At 57.1% G+C, this 21,639-nt stretch carries 20 protein-coding genes; 10 read left to right on the forward strand and 10 right to left on the reverse strand.

Going from position 1 to position 21,639, the window contains the following annotated elements; all coding sequences use genetic code 11:
- From CGA22_RS22215 to CGA22_RS22225, 3 genes are all read right to left on the reverse strand, one after another.
- On the reverse strand, nt 1-205 hold a 205-nt coding region (locus tag CGA22_RS22215; protein WP_188258706.1), incomplete at its 3' end, for a hypothetical protein.
- Between the two features lie 23 nt (nt 206-228).
- Entirely contained in the window at nt 229-1,935 is a 1,707-nt protein-coding gene (locus CGA22_RS22220) for a ShlB/FhaC/HecB family hemolysin secretion/activation protein (RefSeq protein ID WP_188258707.1), read from the reverse strand.
- 379 nt (nt 1,936-2,314) lie between these two features.
- On the reverse strand, nt 2,315-4,813 hold the full coding sequence (locus tag CGA22_RS22225; RefSeq protein WP_223194890.1) for a glycoside hydrolase: 2,499 nt from the start codon (nt 4,811-4,813) through the stop codon (nt 2,315-2,317).
- A 190-nt stretch (nt 4,814-5,003) separates the two neighbouring features.
- Here CGA22_RS22225 and CGA22_RS22230 point away from each other — a divergent pair, with 190 nt between their 5' ends.
- Nucleotides 5,004-5,279 (forward strand): hypothetical protein, encoded by a 276-nt coding sequence (locus CGA22_RS22230; protein WP_041020158.1) that lies wholly within the window; start codon nt 5,004-5,006, stop codon nt 5,277-5,279.
- A 233-nt stretch (nt 5,280-5,512) separates the two neighbouring features.
- Here CGA22_RS22230 and CGA22_RS22235 read toward each other — a convergent pair whose 3' ends face one another.
- Nucleotides 5,513-6,859, reverse strand: a complete 1,347-nt coding sequence (locus CGA22_RS22235) for a DEAD/DEAH box helicase (protein ID WP_041020159.1) — start codon at nt 6,857-6,859, stop codon at nt 5,513-5,515.
- 192 nt (nt 6,860-7,051) lie between these two features.
- On the opposite strand from CGA22_RS22235, the gene CGA22_RS22240 reads away from it, so the two are divergent.
- The 6 genes from CGA22_RS22240 (at nt 7,052) to CGA22_RS22265 (ending at nt 13,337) form a co-directional block, all read left to right on the forward strand.
- Nucleotides 7,052-8,350, forward strand: a complete 1,299-nt coding sequence (locus CGA22_RS22240) for a mechanosensitive ion channel family protein (RefSeq protein WP_041020160.1) — start codon at nt 7,052-7,054, stop codon at nt 8,348-8,350.
- 181 nt (nt 8,351-8,531) lie between these two features.
- Entirely contained in the window at nt 8,532-9,908 is a 1,377-nt protein-coding gene (locus tag CGA22_RS22245; RefSeq protein WP_223194892.1) for an iron-containing redox enzyme family protein, read from the forward strand.
- A 10-nt stretch (nt 9,909-9,918) separates the two neighbouring features.
- Nucleotides 9,919-10,233: a Rieske (2Fe-2S) protein gene (locus CGA22_RS22250; protein ID WP_084213682.1), complete on the forward strand. Its 315-nt coding sequence runs from the start codon at nt 9,919-9,921 to the stop codon at nt 10,231-10,233.
- A gap of 8 nt (nt 10,234-10,241) precedes the next feature.
- Nucleotides 10,242-11,429 carry an MFS transporter gene (locus tag CGA22_RS22255; RefSeq protein ID WP_041020161.1) on the forward strand — a complete coding sequence of 396 codons (1,188 nt, stop codon included), beginning with the start codon at nt 10,242-10,244 and terminating at the stop codon, nt 11,427-11,429.
- A gap of 5 nt (nt 11,430-11,434) precedes the next feature.
- Nucleotides 11,435-12,652: an ATP-grasp domain-containing protein gene (locus CGA22_RS22260; protein ID WP_041020162.1), complete on the forward strand. Its 1,218-nt coding sequence runs from the start codon at nt 11,435-11,437 to the stop codon at nt 12,650-12,652.
- Nucleotides 12,653-12,656: 4 nt separating this feature from the next.
- Nucleotides 12,657-13,337 carry a phenylalanine--tRNA ligase beta subunit-related protein gene (locus tag CGA22_RS22265; protein WP_188258708.1) on the forward strand — a complete coding sequence of 227 codons (681 nt, stop codon included), beginning with the start codon at nt 12,657-12,659 and terminating at the stop codon, nt 13,335-13,337.
- Nucleotides 13,338-13,384: 47 nt separating this feature from the next.
- Here CGA22_RS22265 and CGA22_RS22270 read toward each other — a convergent pair whose 3' ends face one another.
- Together CGA22_RS22270 and CGA22_RS22275 are read right to left on the reverse strand one after the other, a co-directional pair.
- The gene (locus tag CGA22_RS22270) at nt 13,385-13,801 is read right to left on the reverse strand and encodes an Lrp/AsnC family transcriptional regulator (RefSeq protein ID WP_041020164.1); all 417 of its coding nucleotides are present in this window, start codon (nt 13,799-13,801) and stop codon (nt 13,385-13,387) included.
- A 290-nt stretch (nt 13,802-14,091) separates the two neighbouring features.
- Complete coding sequence (locus tag CGA22_RS22275; protein WP_041020165.1) at nt 14,092-14,736, reverse strand: hydrolase; 645 nt, start codon at nt 14,734-14,736, stop codon at nt 14,092-14,094.
- A gap of 157 nt (nt 14,737-14,893) precedes the next feature.
- Between CGA22_RS22275 and CGA22_RS22280 the strand changes: the two genes are divergently transcribed.
- Nucleotides 14,894-15,811: a LysR family transcriptional regulator gene (locus CGA22_RS22280; protein ID WP_041020166.1), complete on the forward strand. Its 918-nt coding sequence runs from the start codon at nt 14,894-14,896 to the stop codon at nt 15,809-15,811.
- On the opposite strand, the gene CGA22_RS22285 is transcribed toward CGA22_RS22280, so the two are convergent.
- The 4 genes from CGA22_RS22285 to CGA22_RS22300 form a co-directional block, all read right to left on the reverse strand.
- Entirely contained in the window at nt 15,774-16,637 is an 864-nt protein-coding gene (locus CGA22_RS22285; RefSeq protein ID WP_041020167.1) for a carboxylate/amino acid/amine transporter, read from the reverse strand. The two genes, CGA22_RS22280 and CGA22_RS22285, sit on opposite strands and share 38 nt — an antisense overlap.
- A gap of 75 nt (nt 16,638-16,712) precedes the next feature.
- A complete protein-coding gene (locus tag CGA22_RS22290) occupies nt 16,713-18,581 on the reverse strand; it encodes an ATP-binding protein (RefSeq protein ID WP_041020168.1) in 1,869 nt (622 codons plus the stop codon).
- A gap of 207 nt (nt 18,582-18,788) precedes the next feature.
- Nucleotides 18,789-19,388: an FMN-dependent NADH-azoreductase gene (locus CGA22_RS22295; RefSeq protein WP_041020169.1), complete on the reverse strand. Its 600-nt coding sequence runs from the start codon at nt 19,386-19,388 to the stop codon at nt 18,789-18,791.
- 140 nt (nt 19,389-19,528) lie between these two features.
- Nucleotides 19,529-19,843, reverse strand: coding sequence for a hypothetical protein (locus tag CGA22_RS22300; RefSeq protein ID WP_041020170.1), 315 nt, complete (start codon nt 19,841-19,843; stop codon nt 19,529-19,531).
- A gap of 50 nt (nt 19,844-19,893) precedes the next feature.
- Here CGA22_RS22300 and CGA22_RS22305 point away from each other — a divergent pair, with 50 nt between their 5' ends.
- On the forward strand, nt 19,894-20,817 hold the full coding sequence (locus tag CGA22_RS22305; RefSeq protein WP_041020171.1) for a LysR family transcriptional regulator: 924 nt from the start codon (nt 19,894-19,896) through the stop codon (nt 20,815-20,817).
- 14 nt (nt 20,818-20,831) lie between these two features.
- The gene (locus CGA22_RS22310) at nt 20,832-21,635 is read left to right on the forward strand and encodes an alpha/beta fold hydrolase (protein WP_041020172.1); all 804 of its coding nucleotides are present in this window, start codon (nt 20,832-20,834) and stop codon (nt 21,633-21,635) included.
- Nucleotides 21,636-21,639 lie beyond the last annotated feature (4 nt).

Raw genomic sequence — 21,639 nt, forward strand, 5'->3', positions numbered from 1 at the left:
TCGGCACACCGTTGCCTGCCTGACCGAGGCTGGTGCCCGGCGCACTGACGACGATGCCGTCGGCCTGAGCCCACATCGGTTGCCAGAACATGACGTTGGCCAACAGGAACGCCAGGCCGCGCTTGGGCATGCCGCAGAACAGGTCGCGGGTTTTCAGGGCCGCAGAAGGTTGGCGGGCCAGCAAGGCGTATTGGCGGTCGTCCATGATCAGGTCTCGTTGCAACAGAATTAAATGGATACATCAACCCGGAAATAGATCGGCGCTTCGCGCTCGGTCAGGGCATCCGGGCGTTCCAGGGAGTGGGCAAAGGTGACACTGGTGGTGAGGTGCTGGCCGCGGGCGAACAATTCCACCGAGTTGCTCGACATGCGCCCGTGCTGATCGCCGTTGTAGCGGGTCCCGCTGATCACGCCCTGGTCATATCCCAGGCTGGTGCCGTACTCGGCAAACACCGGACGTAACCATTCCAGGGTCACCGGGCGACTCCAGCGCAGGTCGTTGCGCCAGTAGCCACCGTTGTCGCCAGCCAACGACTGATCCTTATAACCCCGAATCGACGACTGTCCGCCCAGGCTCATGCGCTGCGGGCTGAACAGTACGTCTTCACTGTGCTGGCCGGTCATCAAGCTACTGAAGCTGAACGACTCGTCCCACAGTTTGAACGGTTGCAGGTAGCTGGCCGTCGCGGTGTATTTGCGATAGCGGGCGTCAGCCTGACCGGGGGCCGGGTCGTGGTTGGCCTGGGCATCGAAAGCACCGATACCTTGCTGCATGCCCAGGTCCAGGTTGACGAAGGCACTGCCGACCCGCCGCCCGTGGTTGATACCGAACTGCGCTTCGCTCAGGCGATTGCTGCTGAGGGCCAGTTTGCTGTCTTCAATGAAGTTGTTGCTGCGCAGGTACGCCAGGCCGGTGTTGAGGGAGGTCTTGCTCAGGGCGTCACGGTAGATCACCCGCTCCACCCGCAACTGATGGTTCTGGCTGTCACCGGTCTGCTTGAAGTTGAAACCATTGGCCGCGATCTGCGAGCGGTACTCGCTCTGGCTGTAGGTGTAGCTGACGTTCCACCAGCCAAACGGCAGGTTGTAAGAAAGCATGGCGTTTCGCGAGGTGTGCTGGTGATCGGTCATCGCGTCATGACCGCCGCGCAGCATCAACTGATCGGCCAAACCCAAGGGGCTGTCCCACTCGAAACTGGTGCCCCACTGCTGCTCGCCGGTGCTGCGCTGGCCATCGTTGCTCCGGGACAGGCCGGCGCGCCAGGGTTTCTGGGGGTCGTTGGTGACCCGCACTTCGCTGCCGCCGACGTTCTGGCCGGGGGTCAGCTCCATCTTGGCCTGGTTCGACGGCAGGCGATTGAGCTGGTCCACCATCTGCTCGATTTCCCGCAGGTTGACCAGCTCGCCGGTCTTGCCGGGAAACGCCATCGCCAATTCACGCTCCGACAGCTGGCTGTTCTCGGCGCCTTTCAAGCCTTCGAGCCGACCCTCGACCACCAGCACTTGCAGATGCCCGCTGGACAGATCCTGCTGCGGCAAGTAGGCACGGCTGGTGACCAGGCCCTTCTCGATGTAGTGGTCGGTGATGACCTTGAGCAGCTCGTTGAGCTGGGGCACGCCCAGGCATTGGCCGATGTAGGGCTTGAGCAGCCGCTCGCGCTCACGGGCCGAAAGGCTGTCGGCGCCCTTGAGTTCGATGGTCTGGATGGGGAAGCAACGGGTATCGGCTGGCGCGGTCGGCTGGGTCGGTTTCGCCTCCTGGCCGGGCAAGTCCTTGAGTTCTTCCAGACGGCGGCGCTGCTCTTCGAGCAAACGGTTCTGGCGCTCGCGGATCAGGTCGGTTTCACCGGGGGTGGGAGCGGCGTGAGCCAGGGTAAGCGGAGACAGGCACAGCAAAGCCAGGCACAACCTCGCCCAATGGGCGGGTGTAAACATGTTCGATCCCTCGAGCGAAGTGATATCAAAATAGCGGCGCGATGTTAGATGGCCACCATTTTGGCGTCAATTAAATAGTTGCACTCAAGGGTATCGATGGGCCCGTTCGTCTGAAATCAGGCGCCTTCCGCAAAAAGGGTACGAAACATCCTTTGCGGAAACGGGAACGGTCTTAGGAAGCTGAAAGACGCAAAGGATGCCGAGTCACCCAAGCCAGCATCTGTGGCGAGAGGTCTATGTCTACCGCCATTCAAACTATGGCTCATCCCATAAAAAAACCGGACCCAACGTCCGGTATTTTTATCGAAAGAACCTGGTGCCTGCTTCAGGAAACGGGGTTATCCGCGCTTATGAGCTTCACCGCTCGAGGTGTGAGCTGCTACTGACCCGCCTTCTCGATAGCCTCTTTGTTCTGAGGGCCGAATGAATATTTCTGGGCCCGTTCCTTCATCGTCCGCGGGTCCGGCAAGCCTACGGTCTCCGGGTTCGCAAATCCGGTTTGTTTATTACCGAGCATGGGATTGATGGCATCGAACAGAAAACTGAAACCTTGTTTCAGCGAACTCTGGGCAATGCCGTGGCACCCCATGCAGCCGCCCATGGTCAGGCTTTGGGTACTGTGGTCATAATCCGGCACGTTGATGTTCGGTTGATTGCGGGCATTGGTCAGGGTGTTGTCATTCGGAATCGGGAATACATTGCTCCCACGAAACAGCTGAATCCCCGGCTGGCTGCTTTCGACCATGATATTGGCCAGGTAGTAATCCGGATCGGTTTGAGTGCTCGACGGGATGGCTTGCACGCCTTTGAGCCGATAGTGCTTCCAGACCGAATTGTTGAACTCACTGCTGCCGTCCATGAGCTGCTTGACCTGGTTGTTCACCGCTTCAACTTCGGAATAAATGGTCAGCGGTTGCACCACACGGATCGGACCGGCCTGTCCTTCGGGAATCCCGTTGCTGTTGGAGTAGACACCAGGATTCTTCGAAGTGGCGACGAGACCCGCGTTCGGCAAAGAAACCGTATAGGTTTTGTTGCCGTCAGAGAAAGTGGCGGTCGGGGGATTGTTTGTAGTATCGAGACCGGGATAGGCAATCTTGTCGTAGTTGGCGATGTAGTAGAGTCCGCTCGGTGACTTGCCATCGGACAAGGTCAGGGCATCCTCGTGCTCGAACGTGGCGAATATGAAAGTCGGGTAGTTGGGCGTCTTGTGGATGATATGCAGGGCGACCAACGCGTAGTCTTCATTGTGCGCCACCGGCGCATCATCTTTGCCCTGATAGGTCACCACCGTCGCCGTATGGTAGCGCGCACGATTCTGTACCGGAATGTCTGCCAGCTTGCGCCAAGCCGCCTTGACCTCCACCGCGCCGTCGGGCAGCACGATATGGCCCGGAAAATTGCTCAAGGTTCTCGCATATTCGTAAACGACAGGGTTGGCCTTGGCCTCGAACAGGATCTGGCTGTCGTTCGAAGGGGCATAGTCGCTACCCGTCTTCGCAGCATTGGGTGGGTTGACCGGGAAAAATATCGCGTTCTGCCCTATCTGGGTCGCCTCGTCCAGATTGTTGTAATGGGCAAAGGTGGCACCTGCTGCCAGAGGTATACCGTTGGGGAAGTTGATATAGCTGTATTGCGGGTCGGAACCAAACGGACGCATAGGACCGCCCGCGGAGTTTTTCTGCTTTTGTGCCGCCGGAAACAGCTCGGTACGGTGAGCAAAGGTTTGCCACAGCAAGGGGTTGGGAGATTGTGAAGCCTTGCCCGAGTCCGCAAAGCTGCTATCGGGATTGCCGACACCACGGTTAGCCGGCAACGGGGTCTTGGCCGTATTGTTCAGGGCGAAAAAGCTCCGCCAGGCGAAGGTTGCATAGTCGGTATGGCTGAGCCCCGTCGCCAGGTCCGCAGGCAACTGCGGATTGTCCGCCGTCAGATCGTTTGTAGTAATGGCATAGGAAACGCCCAATCCCGGCGCGCTCGTCAAGGCTCCGAACGACTTGGAAAAATAGGGGGTCCAGTTGACTCCGTCGGTTGAAGCAAACGTATTAGCGCCACTGCTGATAAAAATGCGGTTGCCGATCATCGTTGCACGGCTCAGGAGAAGCTCATTGGCTATACCCGACAGCGTTTGCTCATCGCCCCAATGAGCACTGCGGTCGTAAGCACGCACGGCCAGATGGCCAATATCATAAGAGTAGTAAAGCAGCAGCTCACCGTTATAAACCACCGGCACTATGCTCAGGATCCTGTAAGCGTTTGCCTTGAACCCGAGATTTGGCTGGCTCCACTGAAGACCATCGTCCGAGGTCACGTAGTAAACAGTGCTATCGTCCTCCTCGCAGTAGAAGACAAACAATTGTCCGTTGTACACCACAGGGCTGTTATAGGCGGCGTCGCTGGAGGCCGTAATAGGGCTAACGTCGGACCAGCTCGTGCCATCCTCGGAACTGATGCTGTTGATTTGAGCCTGGTCGGTAAAGGTCAGTATCAGCTTTTGTTTGAACACCGTTACTGAAACGTTACCCAAGATATTGCCGACGGGGATGGACTGTGGAGGAGACCAATTACTTCCCTCCACCGAAGTGGAAAAATAGATATGAGCGGTGTCACTATCGCCTACCCAGAACATATACAGCTTGCCTTTGAACGATTGCACCGTGGGTGTAAACACCCCAACCGAAGCGGCTGGCAAGTTGCTGGTTGCAGAAGGTGTTCCATTGCTGGCATCAGGACTGTCGAATACATCCACTTCAATTCCAACACCTTGTTGCGGAGTGGCAATGATCACACTTTCCGCATAAGTCGATGAGACCGCGAACGCACTGCACAGGCACAACATCAGTCGGCTGAATACCGCTCTAAGGGTCATAGCTTTCATTCCTTTGAATAATCCTGCTCAAGGAACGACCCAACGCTGCAAGCGCAACGCAACCGGCCGTTTTCTCCATGGTAGACGACTGTTTAATATCGGCCAGGGTCATTCTGAAAAGAAGTCACCAGGATGAACTTTCCACCCGACATCGGCCTCAACTCATTACCTGCCCAACAAGGAATACGAGGCCCACACCATGAAAACCTTCCTGACATTCACCCTCGCCACCACGCTTGTCTGCGCCCTGCCTGTCTGGGCTACCTGTACGCCCGAGGAAGCCACCGCCAAGCGCGAACAGCTCGCTCAGGAAGTGACCAAGCTCACTCAACAAAACCCGGCCAAGGCCAAGCAGATGAATGATGAGTTGCAGGCCATGGATCTGGAGACAGCCAGCAAGGACGTGCCGGACAAGTGCCAGTTGATTGATAAGCGTCTGGAGGAATTGAAGGATGCGGGGAAGAAGGCGGGTTGATTGCTTGGCAAATACGCATAAAAAACCGGACCCAAGGTTCTATTGCCGATCAGTTAAGCCACAAACCTGTGGGAGCAAAGCTTGCTCGCGATTGCGGCAAGTCAGTCAGCAACAACGTTGACTGATCTGTCGCTATCGCGAGCAAGCTTTGCTCCCACAGGGGTTGTGCCATTTGATCCTTAACTGACTGGCATTAACCCAAGGTCCGGTTTTTATGATGCGCTACAGGCGATTCACTCAGCCGCCGGCGCGTCCGGCTTGCGACGCTTGAGCGGCGCCATGCCATCCTTGCTGACCAGCGAAGGCGCGTCGGTCTTCGGACGGTTGGCGGTCTTGCGCTTGGTCGGTGCCTTGGCGGCGGTTTTTTTCTTGTCGCCCTTGGCGTCGACCTTTTTCTTCTTCACACCGACGGCCTTGCCCGAGGCCTTGACCTTTTTCGGTCCGCCGTAGGTGCCTTTGACTTCCTTGATGGTGCGGCGCTCGAAGCTCTGCTTGAGATAGCGTTCGATGCTCGACATCAGGTTCCAGTCGCCGTGACAGATCAACGAAATCGCCAGGCCATCGTTGCCGGCACGACCGGTACGGCCGATGCGGTGCACGTATTCGTCGCCGCTGCGAGGCATGTCGAAGTTGATGACCATGTCGAGGCCGTCCACGTCCAGGCCGCGCGCGGCGACGTCGGTGGCCACGAGGATCTTCACGCCCCCCTGCTTGAGGCGGTCGATCGCCAGCTTGCGGTCCTTCTGGTCCTTCTCGCCGTGCAGCACGAACGCCTTGTATTCCTGTGCCACCAGACGGCCGTAGATGCGGTCAGCCATGGCGCGAGTGTTGGTGAACACGATGGCTTTTTCGTAGGTTTCGTTGGCCAGCAGCCAATTCACAATCTGTTCTTTGTGAACGTTGTGATCAGCGGTGATGATCTGCTGACGAGTCGTGGAATTCAGTTGGCTGACCGCGTTGAGCTGCAAGTGCTCCGGGTTGTTCAGCACCTTGGCGACCATTTCCCGCAGGCCCGAGCCGCCGGTGGTGGCAGAGAACAACATGGTTTGCTGGCGGTTGGCGCATTCGTCCACCAGGCGCTGCACGTCTTCGGCAAAGCCCATGTCGAGCATGCGGTCGGCTTCGTCGAGCACCAGCACTTCGACTTCCTTCAAGTCGAGATTACCGGCGTTCAGCTGTTCGATCATCCGCCCCGGCGTACCGATCAGGATGTCCGGCACCTTGCGCAACATGGCGGCCTGGACCTTGAAGTCCTCGCCGCCGGTGATCAGGCCGGACTTGATGAAGGTGAATTGCGAGAAGCGCTCCACTTCCTTCAAGGTCTGCTGGGCCAGTTCACGGGTTGGCAGCAGGATCAGGGTCTTGATGCTGACACGGACCTTGGCCGGACCGATCAGGCGGTTGAGGATCGGCAACACGAACGCGGCGGTCTTGCCGCTGCCGGTCTGCGCCGTCACCCGCAGGTCACGCCCCTGGAGCGCGAGCGGAATGGCCGCTGCCTGCACCGGCGTTGGCTCGACAAATTTAAGCTCGGCCACGGCTTTGAGCAGGCGTTCGTGCAGGGCGAATTCGGAAAACACGGGTGCTACCTCGAAGAAATGCAAAAAAACAGCTGCATAGGGTAACGGTTTCGAGCGCGAAGGCCGAGTTTCTTTATGCAAACGGCGACAATCAGCGGCTTTTTTCACGGCCGACTCGCCATCGACGGTCACTTCGGCAGGCTTAAATGCTCTAATCCCCTGTCGCATTTCAATAGAAGACCCGTTTCGCCCATGGACATCAAACAGCTCTGGCTCAACATCCAAGACCTCTGGGGTGCCCTCGACCAGCACCCGCTCCTGCATACCGGCCTCGCGCTGATTCTGCTGCTGACCATTGCCCTGGTGCTCGGACGCGTGGCGCGTTACCTGATTCTGCACGGTGCCAAGCTGCTCGGTCGCCAGCCGGCCTTGCATTGGGTCAGCGACCTGCGCCACAACAAGGTCTTCCATCGCCTGGCGCAGATGACACCCTCGCTGCTTATCCAGTTCGGCCTGCCGCTGGTACCCGGGCTCAGCAAAACCAGCCTGGTGTTCCTCGGCAATGTCGCCACGGCCTTCACCGTTCTGTTCCTGATGCTGACCCTCAGCGCCCTGCTCAACGCCCTGCTGGATGTCTACGCCCGCACCGAACACGCGCGGACCCGTTCGATCAAGGGCTATGTGCAACTGACGAAAATGGTGCTGTACGTATTCAGCGCAATCGTCATCGTCGCGACCCTGATCGACCGTTCGCCGTTGTTGCTGCTGTCGGGTCTGGGTGCGATGTCGGCAGTGATCCTGTTGGTGTACAAGGACACCCTCCTGTCATTCGTCGCCAGCGTGCAACTGACCAGCAACGACATGTTGCGAGTCGGCGACTGGATCGAAATGCCCCAGGTCGGCGCCGACGGTGACGTGGTGGACATCACCCTGCACACCGTCAAGGTGCAGAACTTCGACAAGACCATCGTCTCGATCCCGACCTGGCGGCTGATGTCCGAATCGTTCAAGAACTGGCGCGGCATGCAGCAATCCGGTGGACGACGGATCAAGCGCAGCCTGTTCATCGACGCCAGCGGCGTGCGCTTCCTGCATGACGAGGAAGAACAGCGCCTGACCCACGTCCGCCTGTTGACCGACTACATCAGCCGCAAACAAGCCGAGCTCAAAGCCTGGAACGAAGCCCAGGGCAACGTTGCGGCGATGTCGGCCAACCGTCGCCGGATGACCAACCTCGGTACCTTCCGGGCCTATGCCTTGGCGTACTTGAAGAGCCACCCCGAAATCCAGCCGAACATGACCTGCATGGTCCGCCAGATGCAAACCACGGCCCAGGGCATCCCGCTGGAAATCTACTGCTTTACCCGCACCACCGCATGGGCCGACTACGAGCGCATCCAAGGAGATATTTTCGACTACTTGCTGGCGGTGATGCCGGAGTTCGGCTTGAACCTGTACCAACAGCCCAGCGGCATGGATTTGCGTTCGGGGTTGCTGCCGGCGGTGTTGGGAGGGAGTCATGTTCCGGAGGGGCAGAAGCAGGTGGTCTGACCTGTACCAGCCCCACGCAGAGGAAGACAGAAAGCAGCCTCCAGCGCTTAATCGAATCAGCAAAATCCGCCAGGTTTTTTAGTGGATTTCACTATTTGCGCCCTCGGTTTTCGCCTGTTTCAAAAGGTTTCAAACCTTTAGCATTTCGCCTTCAATTCTGATCGGCGAAAGGCGCTACTGCATGTTATGGACAACAAAGCTTACCGATGAATCTGCCCATGGATCGAACGCAGACGCCGAAGCACTGGCTCTCTACGCCCGAGCCGATGCGTTTGCCCAACCCCGTGGTTTTTATACAAGCAGCCCGTACCAGCGTCCCTCGCGACCACAGGATATTAATGACTCGATCCTCACGGACAGCCTGAAAAGCCATCAATTTTCATGCAGCCAACATTTACTGGCGCAGCGCTTACTGTTGAATATTTATGAGCAGGATCTGGTTTTTCTGCCCAAGCCTCCCTTGGAACTCAACCTCAAAGAGTTCAAGACTTTTTACGATCCCCTGCATGTAGCATCGGGTAAAAAAATCCGTCCAGTACTGGAAAACTACCTCTACGGTTGGCTCAAGGAAGAGGTTCACATCAATGGCCCCTGGGAGCTGGAGTCCTTCCTGGCTCATACCGATAAAGTGCTGGACGATGTGGCCCGTTCCGACTCCAAGCTCTTTGAAGTGCTGACCAGCAGTCGCGATCCCCAACGCGCAGCAAAATTCTTCATGACCCAGTGTGCAGGTGACTTCCTCAGCGAAGCCTCAGCCATGGCTCGCAATGTGCTGGGCAACTGCGGCGAGTACACCAGTGAGTTGTTCAAGATACTGATCGACGAGTACGGCTACGGCGTAGATAAAAAGAAACACAGCACCATTTTCGAGGACATGCTCAAGGAGATGGGCATGTCGCACCACGTCCATCACTACTGGCAGTTCTATACCGCCAGCTCCCTGTCGCTGACCAACTACTTTCACTACGTGTCAGCCAATCACGGTGAGCTGTTCCGTTACATCGGCGCCATGTACTACACCGAAGCCACGTTGGCACTGACGACTAAACACCAGTCCCGTGCGATCAGAACCATCTTCGACAACTCGGTATCCACTGAGTATTTCGACGAACATTCACATATCGACGTTCATCACGGACGAATGGCCTTAAAGCGCCTGATCGTCCCAATGATCGAACAGTTCGGCAACAAGATCATTCCAGACCTTATCCGCGGTTTTGAAGAATTCAAACTGCTGCAGGACATTGCTGACGAAGAACTCTATGCCCATATCCAATGGCACGACGACCTGGACGCACATCGCGCCCGCGCCGCCGAACTCCATGGAAAGCGCAACGTGGACATGCGCATCACCGAATCCGAACACGAGCTTTCCGTGCTGCATACCCACTCCAACGATGAGCTGTTCTGGGTGGAGTCGGGAGAGCTGGACTTTGTGATGAGCCCTGATTTGTCTATCCGATTGAAAGCAGGGGAAGGCGTTGTCATACCCAAAGGGATGATTCATGGCACCTACGTCACCAGCAGCAGTTGCACTTACACCGTCACGGCAATCTGAGTAGCCACCCATGAAAGCCATCCGTTTAAACATAACCCACGCCAACTATGTCGCCGTGGACGAGAAAACCTATTTTCTCAAGCGTCACTCTCATTCAACTCAACTCCTGCCCACCAGTTGTCCCCATAGAGGAGGGCCGTTGCATATGGGCGAGCTAACGCACGACGGACAAAGCGTGATCTGCCCGTGGCATGACAACACGTACAAGTTATGCAACCTGGAAAAGAAATCCCTGCCTACCGTGCGCGTACGCGATGTGATCAGCACCGTTGTTGGCGACGACAACCGGTGCGTGCCTTTATTTAAACTTTCTCGCCATGAATAAGTGAGCGTATGACCAATAAATCAACCCTGGGCGCGTTCTACTCGATCGTTACCCTTTTCACCGGTCTCGACATGGCGATCGTCATCGCCATGGTCTGGTTCGGGCTGGAAACCACTGGTTCGACATTCCTGGTGGGGGCAACGCTATGTGTGGCAACAGTGGTGCCCTACCTTTGCGAACAGTTCATCGGTAAGTTTTTTACCGTCGAACTGACCATGAGACGGCTGCTCTACATCCGACTCATCGCTTTTGGGGCCATCCTTGGGTTGTCCGTTACAGATGTGGCTCTGCTCCCGATCGGCTTTTTGAGTATCGCGTTCGTGGTCGGGGTCACTGACTATTTCACTATCAGTACCCTGGAGTCGAAAAATACCAAGTTGGTGCTGGCGGGCCTGACCAACAGCGACACTTCCGCGCGGCTGATGCAAACCTCCATTCAGATCGGGGCCTTTGGTGGTGCTTTGCTGGGTGGGATGATCGTGGATGTCTTTTCGGTCAATCAAACACTGCAGATCATCAGCATCGCGGCTATCGTATCGCTGGCGGCAATCCTGCTGGTAGCCGCAACCCCTGCCTCCAATACCCCCGAGAAGGCGCCTGGCAACAACGAAGCTCTCACCAGACAGTTGTCAGCCAATCTTTATATCCTGATCGTTGTCCTGAGCATGATCGGTTTCCATATTGGTGCCTTCAATAGTCTGGTGCCCATCGTTTTCCAGAAGCTCAATGAGTGGAACGCCACGCTGTTCGGCGTGGCAAGTGGCCTGGCCGGCCTGGGCGCTTTCAGCGCTGCCGTACTGCCGCGGATCAAACTCAACAGTTACAGCGCCATATTGATGATCGCAATGGCCGATGTGGCGATTGTCTATTTGCAGAATCTCTACGTGATGATGGTCGCAGCGTTCCTGTTGGGCTTTTGCATCAATAGCCTGAGGATCCAGCTGCGCAAAACGCTGATCGAATCGGCACCCAATGCGCAAGTCGCTGACGTCATCGCCGCCAAAAGCTCACTTTATTACCTGCTGGTCAGCGGCTCCGCCCCTATGGTCCTTACCTTTTTCACCACAGCCGGACTCTTGGGAACCGAAGGCGCTCGTCTTCTGATGATCGTGTCCGCCGCACTGTTGGGATGTGCCGTATTGGCCTGGAACCTCAGCCGCGGGATCTCGCCCGCTATCACCGCTGAACAGGAGTAAGTGATTTGAAAACCGTATTGATTGTTGACCCCTTTTCTACAGGAAAACTCTACGCGCCGGTGCTCAATGCCCAGAATGTGCGCTGTATTGCGGTGATTTCCACTCGCGAATTGCCCCAGCACTTCACCAGCGATCTGGTGCAGGATAATTTCGAGGCTGTTTACTATTGGGATGATCATCCACTGGATGTACTGAAAAGCTTGTCGGTAACGGCCGTCATCGCAGGGTGTGAAACCGCGATCTATCTCACCGATTATTTGACAGAAACCCTGGGTATCAAGGGTAACAGCCGTAGTACCAGCGATCTTCGTCGCAACAAGTTCGCCATGCAGAAAGCTCTGAAAGATCACGGCTTAATGCATATTCCTTCAGACATCTTGAGTTCGCCCACGCAGATTGGCGATCTGCTGGCGTCACTAGACCCTGCACTCAAATACGTGATCAAACCCTTGAATTCGGCCGCAACCGAAGGCGTGGTGTTTGCCGAAGGCAAGGAAGCGGTAAAGGCAGCATTGGACGGTGCGGCATGGGAGAAAAAGAATGACCTGGGTGAAATCAACCTCGGCTTCATCGTTCAGCCATTCGTATCGGGCCCGGAGTATGTGGTCGATATGGTTGCATTCGAGGGTACGTTCGTTGTGGCCTCCGTGTGCAAGTACACCAAGATCCATAAAAACGGCAGCCGGTTTGTCTACGAAAGCCTGGACACCCTTGACCCTCGTGCGCCCGCCCTCAAGCCCTTGATCGACTATGCACGCGAGGCCGCCGCCGCGTTGAGCATCAACATCGGTCCCATCCATATGGAGATCATCTGGTCCGATGCAGGCCCAGTCATGATTGAAGCGGGAGGACGACTGCACGGTGGAGTCGCGCCACAACTCTTCCAACAGGTCTATCAGCCCGATCTGCTTTCGCTTTCCGTTGATTGCTACCTGGACCGCGCGCGAATTCAGGCCGAAGTGGTCAGCCAGATCAGCCAGGGAAGAATCGGCTTTTTCTGTTCTAACGAGAACCGCATCTTCAACGCACCTTCCCCTACGGCGCTAAGCAGTATCGAGCAAGATGCAGCTTACTGCGGTCATAAATACTTCATCAGTCCTGGGGATACCACGCCCATAACGATCGACTTCGCCACTTGTCCAGGCCTGTTCTGGCTACATCACCCCGAGGCCGGACAGCTGGACGCCAGTACTGAAAGCATACGCAACAAACTATGGTGTTAATGTGATGAAACCACGTCTAATCATTCAGAAATCCGCCAGCGACTTGGGCATCAATAACGCCTGTGCGGCAGTGATCAACAACGTTACCGTTTCAAACGATCAGAGCTTCATGGGCGTGCTGCAAAGCAATCTCAATCACGTTGCCTCACATTTGAACAGTTTGATTTCGAACAGCGTGTACGAAGGATTCTCCAGACAGCTGAAAAAGCTCGGTTATGAAAATACCGTCAGCGCCAATGAAAAGTTGCTCAAGCGATTCGTATCCAAGGGCGCTCAGTCCATCAACAATGTTGTCGACGCCTATAATGCCGTTGCCATTCGTCATGGCGTCAGCATTGGCGTGCACACTTACCATCATCAGGAAGACATTCACGTATTCCGCTGCGAAGAGCCAAGGAGCTTCCGCCCGCTGTTTGCCAAAAAAGACATTACCATTCCCACCGGCGATCTTCTCTACAGCTGCGGCGACGCTCCTTTGGCCAGTATCGGCCTGGTTGACGCCGATGCCCATGATTTCCGGCTGACGCAGGACTCATCGAGCCTGCTGGTCGTCGTGCTGGGCCATGAATCAACGCCTGATGAGTTCAATCAATCGGTCATTGAAGAACTGATAGAGATGCTGCGCCAGAAAATGCCGGGCCTGAATCATTACTTTCTGGAAAGAGTGCTCGACCACGGCTGCTAACGGCACCGAGTGTGATTGAGCGGAGCATACCCGCCTGCTCAATCCCCTTAACGCCAGGCCTTCAAGACAGGATTGACCACCACTTCGTTGACATGCTCTATCTTCAAGAGTCTGTCCTTGAACGCCATGAGCGCTTCGAAATTCTTGTATCTGACGTCAAGCATCATGTCCACGTCGCCAAAAAGCGAGTAGGCATGGAGCACTTCCTGGTGGTGGCAAAGCTTCGGAAAAACCAGATGGCAACTATTGCCCTCCAGTCGCAGCATCAAAAATGCCGATTGCAGGGCTTCATCATCCTGGGCGACATTGATGGTAAAGCCGAGGATCACGCCCTTCTCAATCAGTTTTTGCACACGGGACTCTACGGCTGTGCGGGATTTGTGCACCTGTCGCGCCAGCTGCGCCAAGCTCACTCTGGAATCATCCTTCAAGGCCGCAATAATAAGTTCATCAACCTTGTCCATTTCACAGCTCCCTATTCATCTATTCCATCACAGACGTCACCGCCCGAGCCGGTAACACTGGCAATCCAAGCTGCGGGAGTCTACGCCAGACCCGGCCTATACCCAATGCCCAGCGGCGTAGGAGCTGGCGTTAATTATCTTACGCAAACGGGGGGGAAACTGCGTTGCGCCCATACAGAATATGGGAGCGAGCCTGCTCGCGATTGGCAATCCCCGTCGACATCGATGTCGTCTGACTGATTGCTATCGCGAGCAGGCTCGCTCCCATAGGGGTTGCAGCTATCTACTGGTTACTTGACCTGGCGCTGCGGAGCCTTGTGCACCATGGTGTAGGCGTAGTCCACGCCCATGCCATAAGCGCCGCTGTGTTCCAGTACCAGTTCCATCACCGCCTCGTAAGTCTCTTTGTGTGCCCAGTCACGTTGGTACTCCAACAGCACTTGTTGCCAGGTCACCGGCACCGCACCGGCCTGAATCATCCGCTGTACCGACATGTCGTGGGCTTCTTTGCTGGTGCCGCCCGAGGCGTCGGTGACGATGTAGACCTCGTAGCCTTCAGCCAGTGCTTCCAGTGCCGGGAAGGTCAGGCAGACCTCGGTCCACAGCGCCGCGATGATCAGTTTCTTGCGGCCGGTGGCTTTCACCGCGTCGACCAGGGCCTTGTCTTCCCAGGAGTTCATCGAGGTACGCTCGATAGGCTTCTGATCCGGGTGGACTGCCAACAACTCAGGCCAGATGTAGCCGCTGAAGCTTTCGGTTTCGACCGAGGTGTAGATCGTCGGTACGTTGAAGATCTTCGCTGCCTTGGCCAGGCCGACGGTGTTGTTCTTCAAGGTCTGACGGTCGATCGACTGTACGCCGAAGGCCATTTGTGGCTGGTGGTCGATCAGGATCAGGGCGGAGTTGGTTGGGTTCAGCAGTTCGCGGATAGACATGGTGTGTTCCTTTTTAATATCGAAATTTCAATCGGTTAGGGTTTGTCGACGTTCGCTTCGGCGGTGATGTCGTCGGCATGGGTGTACTTTAGGGGCTAGCCATAAAAGGGACAATTACCTAAAATCGAGAATCATTGATTCTAAAAAAGGAACAATCATGGATCGCATCGAATGCATGCGTGCGTTTGTCGTCACCGTGGGCGAGAACGGCTTCGCGGCAGCCGCCCGGGCCATGGATGTGCCGAGGTCGAAAGTCAGCAAGCAGATTCAAGCGCTGGAAGACGCCATCGGCGTGCAACTGCTGCAACGCACCACGCGCAGCCTGCATCTCACCGAAGCGGGCGCCGAGTATTTCGAAGCGGCTCGGGAGGTCCTGGCGGCCCTGGATGAGGCCGAGCAGCGGGCAAGGAATGGGATCGGTGAGTTACGCGGGGTGTTGCGGGTCAACGCGCCGATGTCGTTCGGCCTGCGACGGCTGGGCAAGCTGATACCGCTGTTCCATGAGCGGCACCCGAACATAGAATTGCAAGTGGTTCTCAGCGACCAACAGGTCGATCCGGTGCGCGGCGGTTTCGACGTGACCATTCGCATCGCCAGCATGCCCGACTCCACCATGATCGCCCGGCAACTGGCGCCGGCGCCGCGCATCATGGTCGCCGCCCCGGCCTATCTCAGCCGTGCGGGCATTCCGCAGACACCCCAGGACCTGCGCGCCCATCAGTGCCTCAACTACGGCTATCTGCAGAGTGGCGTGAGCCTGCAATTAAGCAATGGCAAGGAGACGCAACGGGTCAATGTCACCGGCCCACTGCACGTCAACAACGGCGACTTGCTGGCGCAGGCCGCCGAAGCCGGCATGGGCATTGCGCTGCTGCCGGATTTCATCGTTGAAGACGCTCTGGCTGCCGGGCGGCTGGTACCGGTACTGTGCGAATGGCAGGCGCCGGCGATCAGCATCAACGCGGTGTATTCGTCAGCCCGGCGCCTGCCGCAGAAAACCCGGGCCTTCATCGACTTCCTGGTCGAACAATTGGCGATTAGGCAACCTGCGGCTTGCGCAAGCTCAACCGACTGATCCACACCGCAAGCAGAATGACGCCGCCGCCCAGGAACAATCGGCCCAATGCCTCGTGCTGGTTCCAGATCAACAGGTTCAGCAACAGCCCCACCGGCACGTGCAGGTTGTTCATCACCGCCAATGTACCGCCCTGCACCAGGCAGGCGCCCTTGTTCCACCAATACAGCCCCAGTGCAGTGGAGACGAGGCCGAGGAACACCAGCACACCCCATTGCAACGGCGCTTCCGGCCAGAAATTGGTCTTGCCGAACAGCAGGAACGCCGGCAACGCCACCGCCAGCGCGCCAAGGTAGAAGTAACCAAACCGCCGGTAGTGCGGCAGGTCGCTCGGGTGGCGGGCCACCAGATGCTTGTACAGCACCTGCCCGGCCGCGTAGGTGAAATTGGCCAGTTGCAACAGCAGGAAGCCCATGAAGAAATCCGGATTGATCCGGTCATAGCGAATCACCGCCGCGCCGGCAACGGCCACCAGTGCAGCGACCAGTGCCCAGGGATTGAAACGGCGGTTCAGCGCGTCTTCGATCAAGGTCACGTGCAGCGGCGTGAGGATGGTGAAAAGCAGCACCTCGGGCACTGTCAGCACGCGGAAGCTCAGGTACAGGCAGACGTAGGTCACGCCGAACTGCAAGGCGCCGATCAACAGCATGCCGCGCATGAACGACGCTTCCACCTGGCGCCAGCGGGTCAATGGAATGAACACCAGCCCGGCCAGCAGCACCCGGACCAGCACCGCGAAATAACTGTCCACATGCCCGGCCAGGTATTCGCCGATCAGGCTGAAGGAAAATGCCTGGATCAATGTCACAAAAAGTAGATAGCCCATACGCCCCTCGTTTCGGAAGGCGGCGAAGATAGCGGTTTTTGCCGGATCAGTGAAAGGCGTTCACTCCAAACCACTTCAACAGGACACTTCATCCATCGCCGGCGTGCGAACCTGACGCTGCTGCCGATCGTTGGTTGCACGCTGAAGCACCCGAGTCACGGCCTGGAAATTCGCCGGTTTGGTTAGAATGTCATCGGCACCGGCGGCCCTGAAACGTTCGACCTCATACGAAAAGACACTCGCGGTAAAAGCAACGATGTAACAAGCATTGCCCTGGGGCAGCGCACGGATCCTACGGATCGCTTCCACCCCATCCATCACAGGCATGTTGATGTCCATGAGAATGACCTCTGGCATCGAAGTCGCACACCGACTGACCGCCTCCAGGCCATCGGATGCGAGATCAGGGGTGTACCCCAGCGCTTCCAGCATCGCCATGGCCACTTTCTGATTCACCGGATGGTTCTCTACCAGCAGGATATCGAGCGGGTAACGCGTGGCGAAATATGAGTCGAAATCCACTGCTGCATGCTCGTCATCCAAGGGGATTTCCGAGCCTCGAAAAGGCTCCATGGGGAGCGAGAAGGTGAATGTCGAACCGACTCCCGATTGGCTGGTAAAAGATAACGTCCCCTGCTGTGCTTCGACCAGTTTCTTGCAAATGGAAAGACCAAGACCACTCCCGGTGGAGCGTTGACTGGCTTGTCCTTTAAGCTGAACAAAGGGTTCGAACAGACTGCCTTGCCGCTCCTCGGGGATGCCTATGCCGGTATCGTGTATGGAGAAGTCGAGCCGGGTTCCAGCGTCGTGTCCACTCGTCGTGACCGTAAGCGATACTTTTCCGCTTTCGGTGAACTTGATCGCGTTGCCCAGCAAATTGATCAATACCTGACGCAGACAATCGAGATCGGTTTTAACCCAACGGGGTACGCTCACAGAAACCTGAGTCTCGATAACGATCGGCTTGTCCTTGATGCTTTGCTGGATAATTTCTACGCTGGATGAAACCAGGGTCCGCAATTCAAATACACGAGGCTTCAACTCAAGTTTACCCGCCTCGATTTTTGCCAGATCGAGAACATTGTCGATCAGCGACAGCAAGCTTCGTCCGCTGGTCTGAATCGTCTTCAGGAGGCTGTTCTGCTCGACGGTCAGGGATGAACGTGCCAGCAACTCGGTTGCACCGATGACCCCGTGCATGGGGGTACGGATCTCATGGCTCATGGTGGCTAGAAATCTGGTTTTCGAGCGGTCTGCCTCTTCGGCGGCATTCTTTGCCTCGTTCAATATCCGCTCGTTCGTTTGCAATTGCTGGAGATGAGCACGGGTGCGGAAAAGGCTGAAGGCGAGGAACACCAGAATGGCCAGAATGATATGGTGCAGCGAATCCTGATTGAGTTGGTGGTAGTAAGCCGCCAACGTCATTTCCGCCCCGGCCACATAAACCGTACCGTCCTTCGACTTCATCGGAACGAAGACGGCGCGAAAGTCCCCCCAATGATCCGAGTAGTCGATCCAGGTGGGCTCGCTGCGCTCGAAGCTGTCGAGTAGCGCCTGACTGGCATCAGGATAAGGATCGAAGAAACGCACGAAGTTCTTTTCCTCGATTTCCTTCTTCGATGCGCTGGAACTGATCAGGTAGGCCTTTCCATCACGCTTGATCACGCTGTAGACAAAGGCGGTGCCCATTGACTCGTTGAAACTGGAAAGCCGCTGAATGGCGTCCCAGTCTTGCTCCGGCGATTTGGACAGTTTGTCGATCAGGTTGTCATGATAGCGGTCACCGAGGATGGCCGAAGCGCCCAGCGCGGCATGGAGCAGTTTGCTATTGATGTTGTCGGTCAGGATCCCCTGGGTCTCGACATAGAGGTAATAGATATAGCCACTGACCCCTATGATGTAGACCAGCAGTAACGCCCATGTTTTCCGCCTGAGTTTGAACATCTTTCACAGCCTCCATTCTGTCCGCCCAGCATAGAGTGAAGACTGGTTAAAAACCATTCTCAAAAAAAAGCCCGATCTCGCCAATGCGTTCAATCGGGCTACTGCACTCAGGAGCAATAAGTGCAAAGGGAGGTTCGATGCGCGAAACGGTTTGAAGGGAATCGCCAAGCCACTAGACCACCCGACGATTACCCGAGGATTAACGGATCAGGCGACCTGTGACAGTTTGGCGTTGGCCTGATTCAAGCCCTTCTCCTGGAAGTCACCGCCCAGGTTCATGCCTTCGGCATGGATGAAGGTCACGTCATGGATGCCGATGAAGCCCATGACCTGGCGCAGGTAGGGTTCCTGGTGATCGGAGCTGCCACCGGCGTGGATGCCGCCGCGAGCGGTCAGGACGAAGGCTCGCTTGCCCGTCAGCAGACCTTGAGGCCCGGTTGGGGTGTACTTGAAGGTCACGCCGGCACGCAGCACGTGGTCGAGCCAGGCTTTCAAGGTACTTGGGATGGCGAAGTTGTACATCGGCGCGGCCATCACCAGTACATCGGCGGCCAACAGCTCATCGGTCAGTTCGTTGGAGCGCTCCAGCGAGGCGTTCTCGATGTCGTTGCGTTGCTCGGCGGGCTTCATCCAACCACCCAACAGGTTGGCGTCCAGATGAGGCACGGCGTTGACGGCAAGGTCGCGGACATTGATTTCATCAGCCGGGTGAGCGGCTTTCCACTGCTTGATGAAGGTCTGGGTCAGCTGACGGGAAACCGAGTCTTGCTGGCGGGCACTGCTTTCAATGATCAGAACGCGGGACATGGGATGTAGGCTCCATCTGAATGTGTTGTCAGTCGATGGAGCAGAGATTAATAGGGACTATATCGATGAAAAAGCGCAAATATTTGCTGCAAAGCATCGATAAATTCGTTTATAAGCTGAACCAGCGTCCCAGTTTCGGATTACTTTGGCTTACAGGTCAGCTCGATGCGCAGCTTGATGATGTTGCGGTTGAACTTGGCGGTGGCGTTCTTGAACTTGCCGGCGGCCACATCGATCTTGCGGGTGCGAGGCGCTTCCGGACCGTTGCGAAACACCACGGTGCAGGCCGCGTCGGTGCTGCCGTAGTTGTTGACCTGGATGGAGCCGATGTCGGCGTCAGTGTCGTAGGCGGTGTAGTCGATCTTCAGGCCGTCGAGGTGTTTTTCCACATCGATCGGGTACGCGAACGCAGTCAACGGCAACAGGGCCAGCACTGCACAACAGATTTTCTTCATTCGGCTGTCTCCACCAAGGGACCGCCAGCTTAGGACAAGAGGAGCTCAATATGAAAGCGCCCCGCGTGACCCTTGATCAATGGCGAACGTTGCAGGCCGTGGTGGACCACGGCGGTTTCGCCCAGGCCGCCGACGTGTTGCACCGCTCCCAATCGTCGGTGAGCTATACCGTGGCCCGCATGCAGGATCAGCTCGGCGTGCCCTTGCTGCGCATTGATGGGCGCAAAGCGGTGCTGACCGAAGCCGGCGGCGTGCTGTTGCGGCGCTCCCGGCAACTGGTGAAACAGGCCAGCCAATTGGAAGACCTGGCCCACCACATGGAACAAGGCTGGGAAGCGGAAGTACGGCTGGTGGTCGACGCCGCCTACCCCAGCGCTCGTCTCGTCCGGGCCCTGACAGCGTTCATGCCGCAGAGTCGCGGCTGCCGGGTGCGCCTGCGGGAAGAAGTGCTGTCGGGCGTGGAAGAGGTGTTGCTCGAAGGCGTCGCCGACCTGGCCATCGTTGGCTTCAGCATCCCCGGATACCTCGGCGCGGAGCTGAGCGACGTGGAGTTCGTCGCGGTAGCCCATCCCGAACACGCGTTGCATCGACTCAATCGCGAGCTGACGTTCCAGGACCTGGAAAGTCAGCTGCAAGTGGTGATCCGCGACTCCGGTCGCCAGCAACCCCGGGACGTCGGCTGGCTCGGAGCCGAGCAACGCTGGACCGTCGGCAGCCTCGCCACCGCCGCGACCTTCGTCGGCAGCGGCCTGGGCTTTGCCTGGCTGCCCCGGCACATGATTGAACGGGAACTGCGGGAAGGCACGCTCAAGCGGCTACCCTTGGATCAGGGTGGCAGCCGCAACCCGAGCTTCTACCTGTATTCGAACAAGGAAAAACCCCTGGGCCCGGCCACGCAGATCCTCATCGAACTGCTGCGTACCTTCGATACCGCACCACTGGATGCGCCGTTCGCCGCCCCTGAACAAGCCTGACAAGGACTTCGCCAATGGCCTATTTCGCACACGAAGATTGCAATCTGCACTACGAGGAATATGGCCACGGCGCCCCCCTGCTGCTGGTCCACGGGCTGGGTTCCAGCACCCTGGACTGGGAAAAGCAGATTCCGGTGCTGTCTGCCCATTACCGCCTGATCGTGGTGGATGTGCGCGGCCACGGACGCTCCGACAAGCCCCGCGGCCCCTACAGCATCGAAGGCTTCAGCGCCGACCTGATCGCCCTGATCGAACACCTGGGCCTGGGTCCGGTGCACCTGGTGGGCTGGTCCATGGGCGGCATGATCGCCTTTCAGTTGGCGGTGGATGAGCCCGGGCGGGTCAAGAGCCTGTGCATCGTCAACAGCGCGCCGCAAGTCAAGATCCGCACCCTGGACGATTGCTGGCAGTGGTTCAAGCGCTGGAGCCTGATGCGTATCCTCAGCCTGGAAACCATCGGCAAGGCTCTGGGGGGCAAGCTGTTTCCCAAGCCCGAACAGGCGGATTTACGCTTTGAAATGGCCCGACGCTGGGCAAAGAACGACAAACATGCTTATCTCGCCAGCTTCGATGCCGTCGTGGGCTGGGGGGTGCAGGAACGACTCTCGCAGGTGGCGTGTCCAACCCTCGTCATCTGCGCCGACCACGACTACACCCCGGTGGCACTGAAAGAAGCCTATGTAAAACTGCTGCCTGATGCACGGCTGGTGGTCTTCACCGATTCAAGGCACGCTACTCCGCTGGACCAACCCGAACGCTTCAACCAAACCCTGCTCGACTTTTTGATCGCACTCGATTCCACCACTCAGGATCAATGAACCC

The organism is Pseudomonas sp. PSB18 (assembly GCF_014596565.1).
GTDB lineage: Bacteria > Pseudomonadota > Gammaproteobacteria > Pseudomonadales > Pseudomonadaceae > Aquipseudomonas.

Excerpts from the sequence above, each read along its gene's own strand:
- CGA22_RS22220 (WP_188258707.1), bottom strand. The coding sequence starts at position 1,935 with ATGTTTACACCCGCCCATTGGGCGAGGTTGTGCCTGGCTTTGCTGTGC.
- CGA22_RS22230 (WP_041020158.1), top strand. The coding sequence starts at position 5,004 with ATGAAAACCTTCCTGACATTCACCCTCGCCACCACGCTTGTCTGCGCC.
- CGA22_RS22275 (WP_041020165.1), bottom strand. The coding sequence starts at position 14,736 with ATGTCTATCCGCGAACTGCTGAACCCAACCAACTCCGCCCTGATCCTG.
- CGA22_RS22310 (WP_041020172.1), top strand. The coding sequence starts at position 20,832 with ATGGCCTATTTCGCACACGAAGATTGCAATCTGCACTACGAGGAATAT.
- CGA22_RS22225 (WP_223194890.1), bottom strand. The coding sequence starts at position 4,813 with ATGAAAGCTATGACCCTTAGAGCGGTATTCAGCCGACTGATGTTGTGC.
- CGA22_RS22265 (WP_188258708.1), top strand. The coding sequence starts at position 12,657 with ATGAAACCACGTCTAATCATTCAGAAATCCGCCAGCGACTTGGGCATC.
- CGA22_RS22270 (WP_041020164.1), bottom strand. The coding sequence starts at position 13,801 with ATGGACAAGGTTGATGAACTTATTATTGCGGCCTTGAAGGATGATTCC.
- CGA22_RS22245 (WP_223194892.1), top strand. The coding sequence starts at position 8,532 with ATGTTATGGACAACAAAGCTTACCGATGAATCTGCCCATGGATCGAAC.
- CGA22_RS22300 (WP_041020170.1), bottom strand. The coding sequence starts at position 19,843 with ATGAAGAAAATCTGTTGTGCAGTGCTGGCCCTGTTGCCGTTGACTGCG.
- CGA22_RS22305 (WP_041020171.1), top strand. The coding sequence starts at position 19,894 with ATGAAAGCGCCCCGCGTGACCCTTGATCAATGGCGAACGTTGCAGGCC.
- CGA22_RS22240 (WP_041020160.1), top strand. The coding sequence starts at position 7,052 with ATGGACATCAAACAGCTCTGGCTCAACATCCAAGACCTCTGGGGTGCC.
- CGA22_RS22290 (WP_041020168.1), bottom strand. The coding sequence starts at position 18,581 with ATGTTCAAACTCAGGCGGAAAACATGGGCGTTACTGCTGGTCTACATC.
- CGA22_RS22285 (WP_041020167.1), bottom strand. The coding sequence starts at position 16,637 with ATGGGCTATCTACTTTTTGTGACATTGATCCAGGCATTTTCCTTCAGC.
- CGA22_RS22295 (WP_041020169.1), bottom strand. The coding sequence starts at position 19,388 with ATGTCCCGCGTTCTGATCATTGAAAGCAGTGCCCGCCAGCAAGACTCG.
- CGA22_RS22255 (WP_041020161.1), top strand. The coding sequence starts at position 10,242 with ATGACCAATAAATCAACCCTGGGCGCGTTCTACTCGATCGTTACCCTT.
- CGA22_RS22280 (WP_041020166.1), top strand. The coding sequence starts at position 14,894 with ATGGATCGCATCGAATGCATGCGTGCGTTTGTCGTCACCGTGGGCGAG.
- CGA22_RS22250 (WP_084213682.1), top strand. The coding sequence starts at position 9,919 with ATGAAAGCCATCCGTTTAAACATAACCCACGCCAACTATGTCGCCGTG.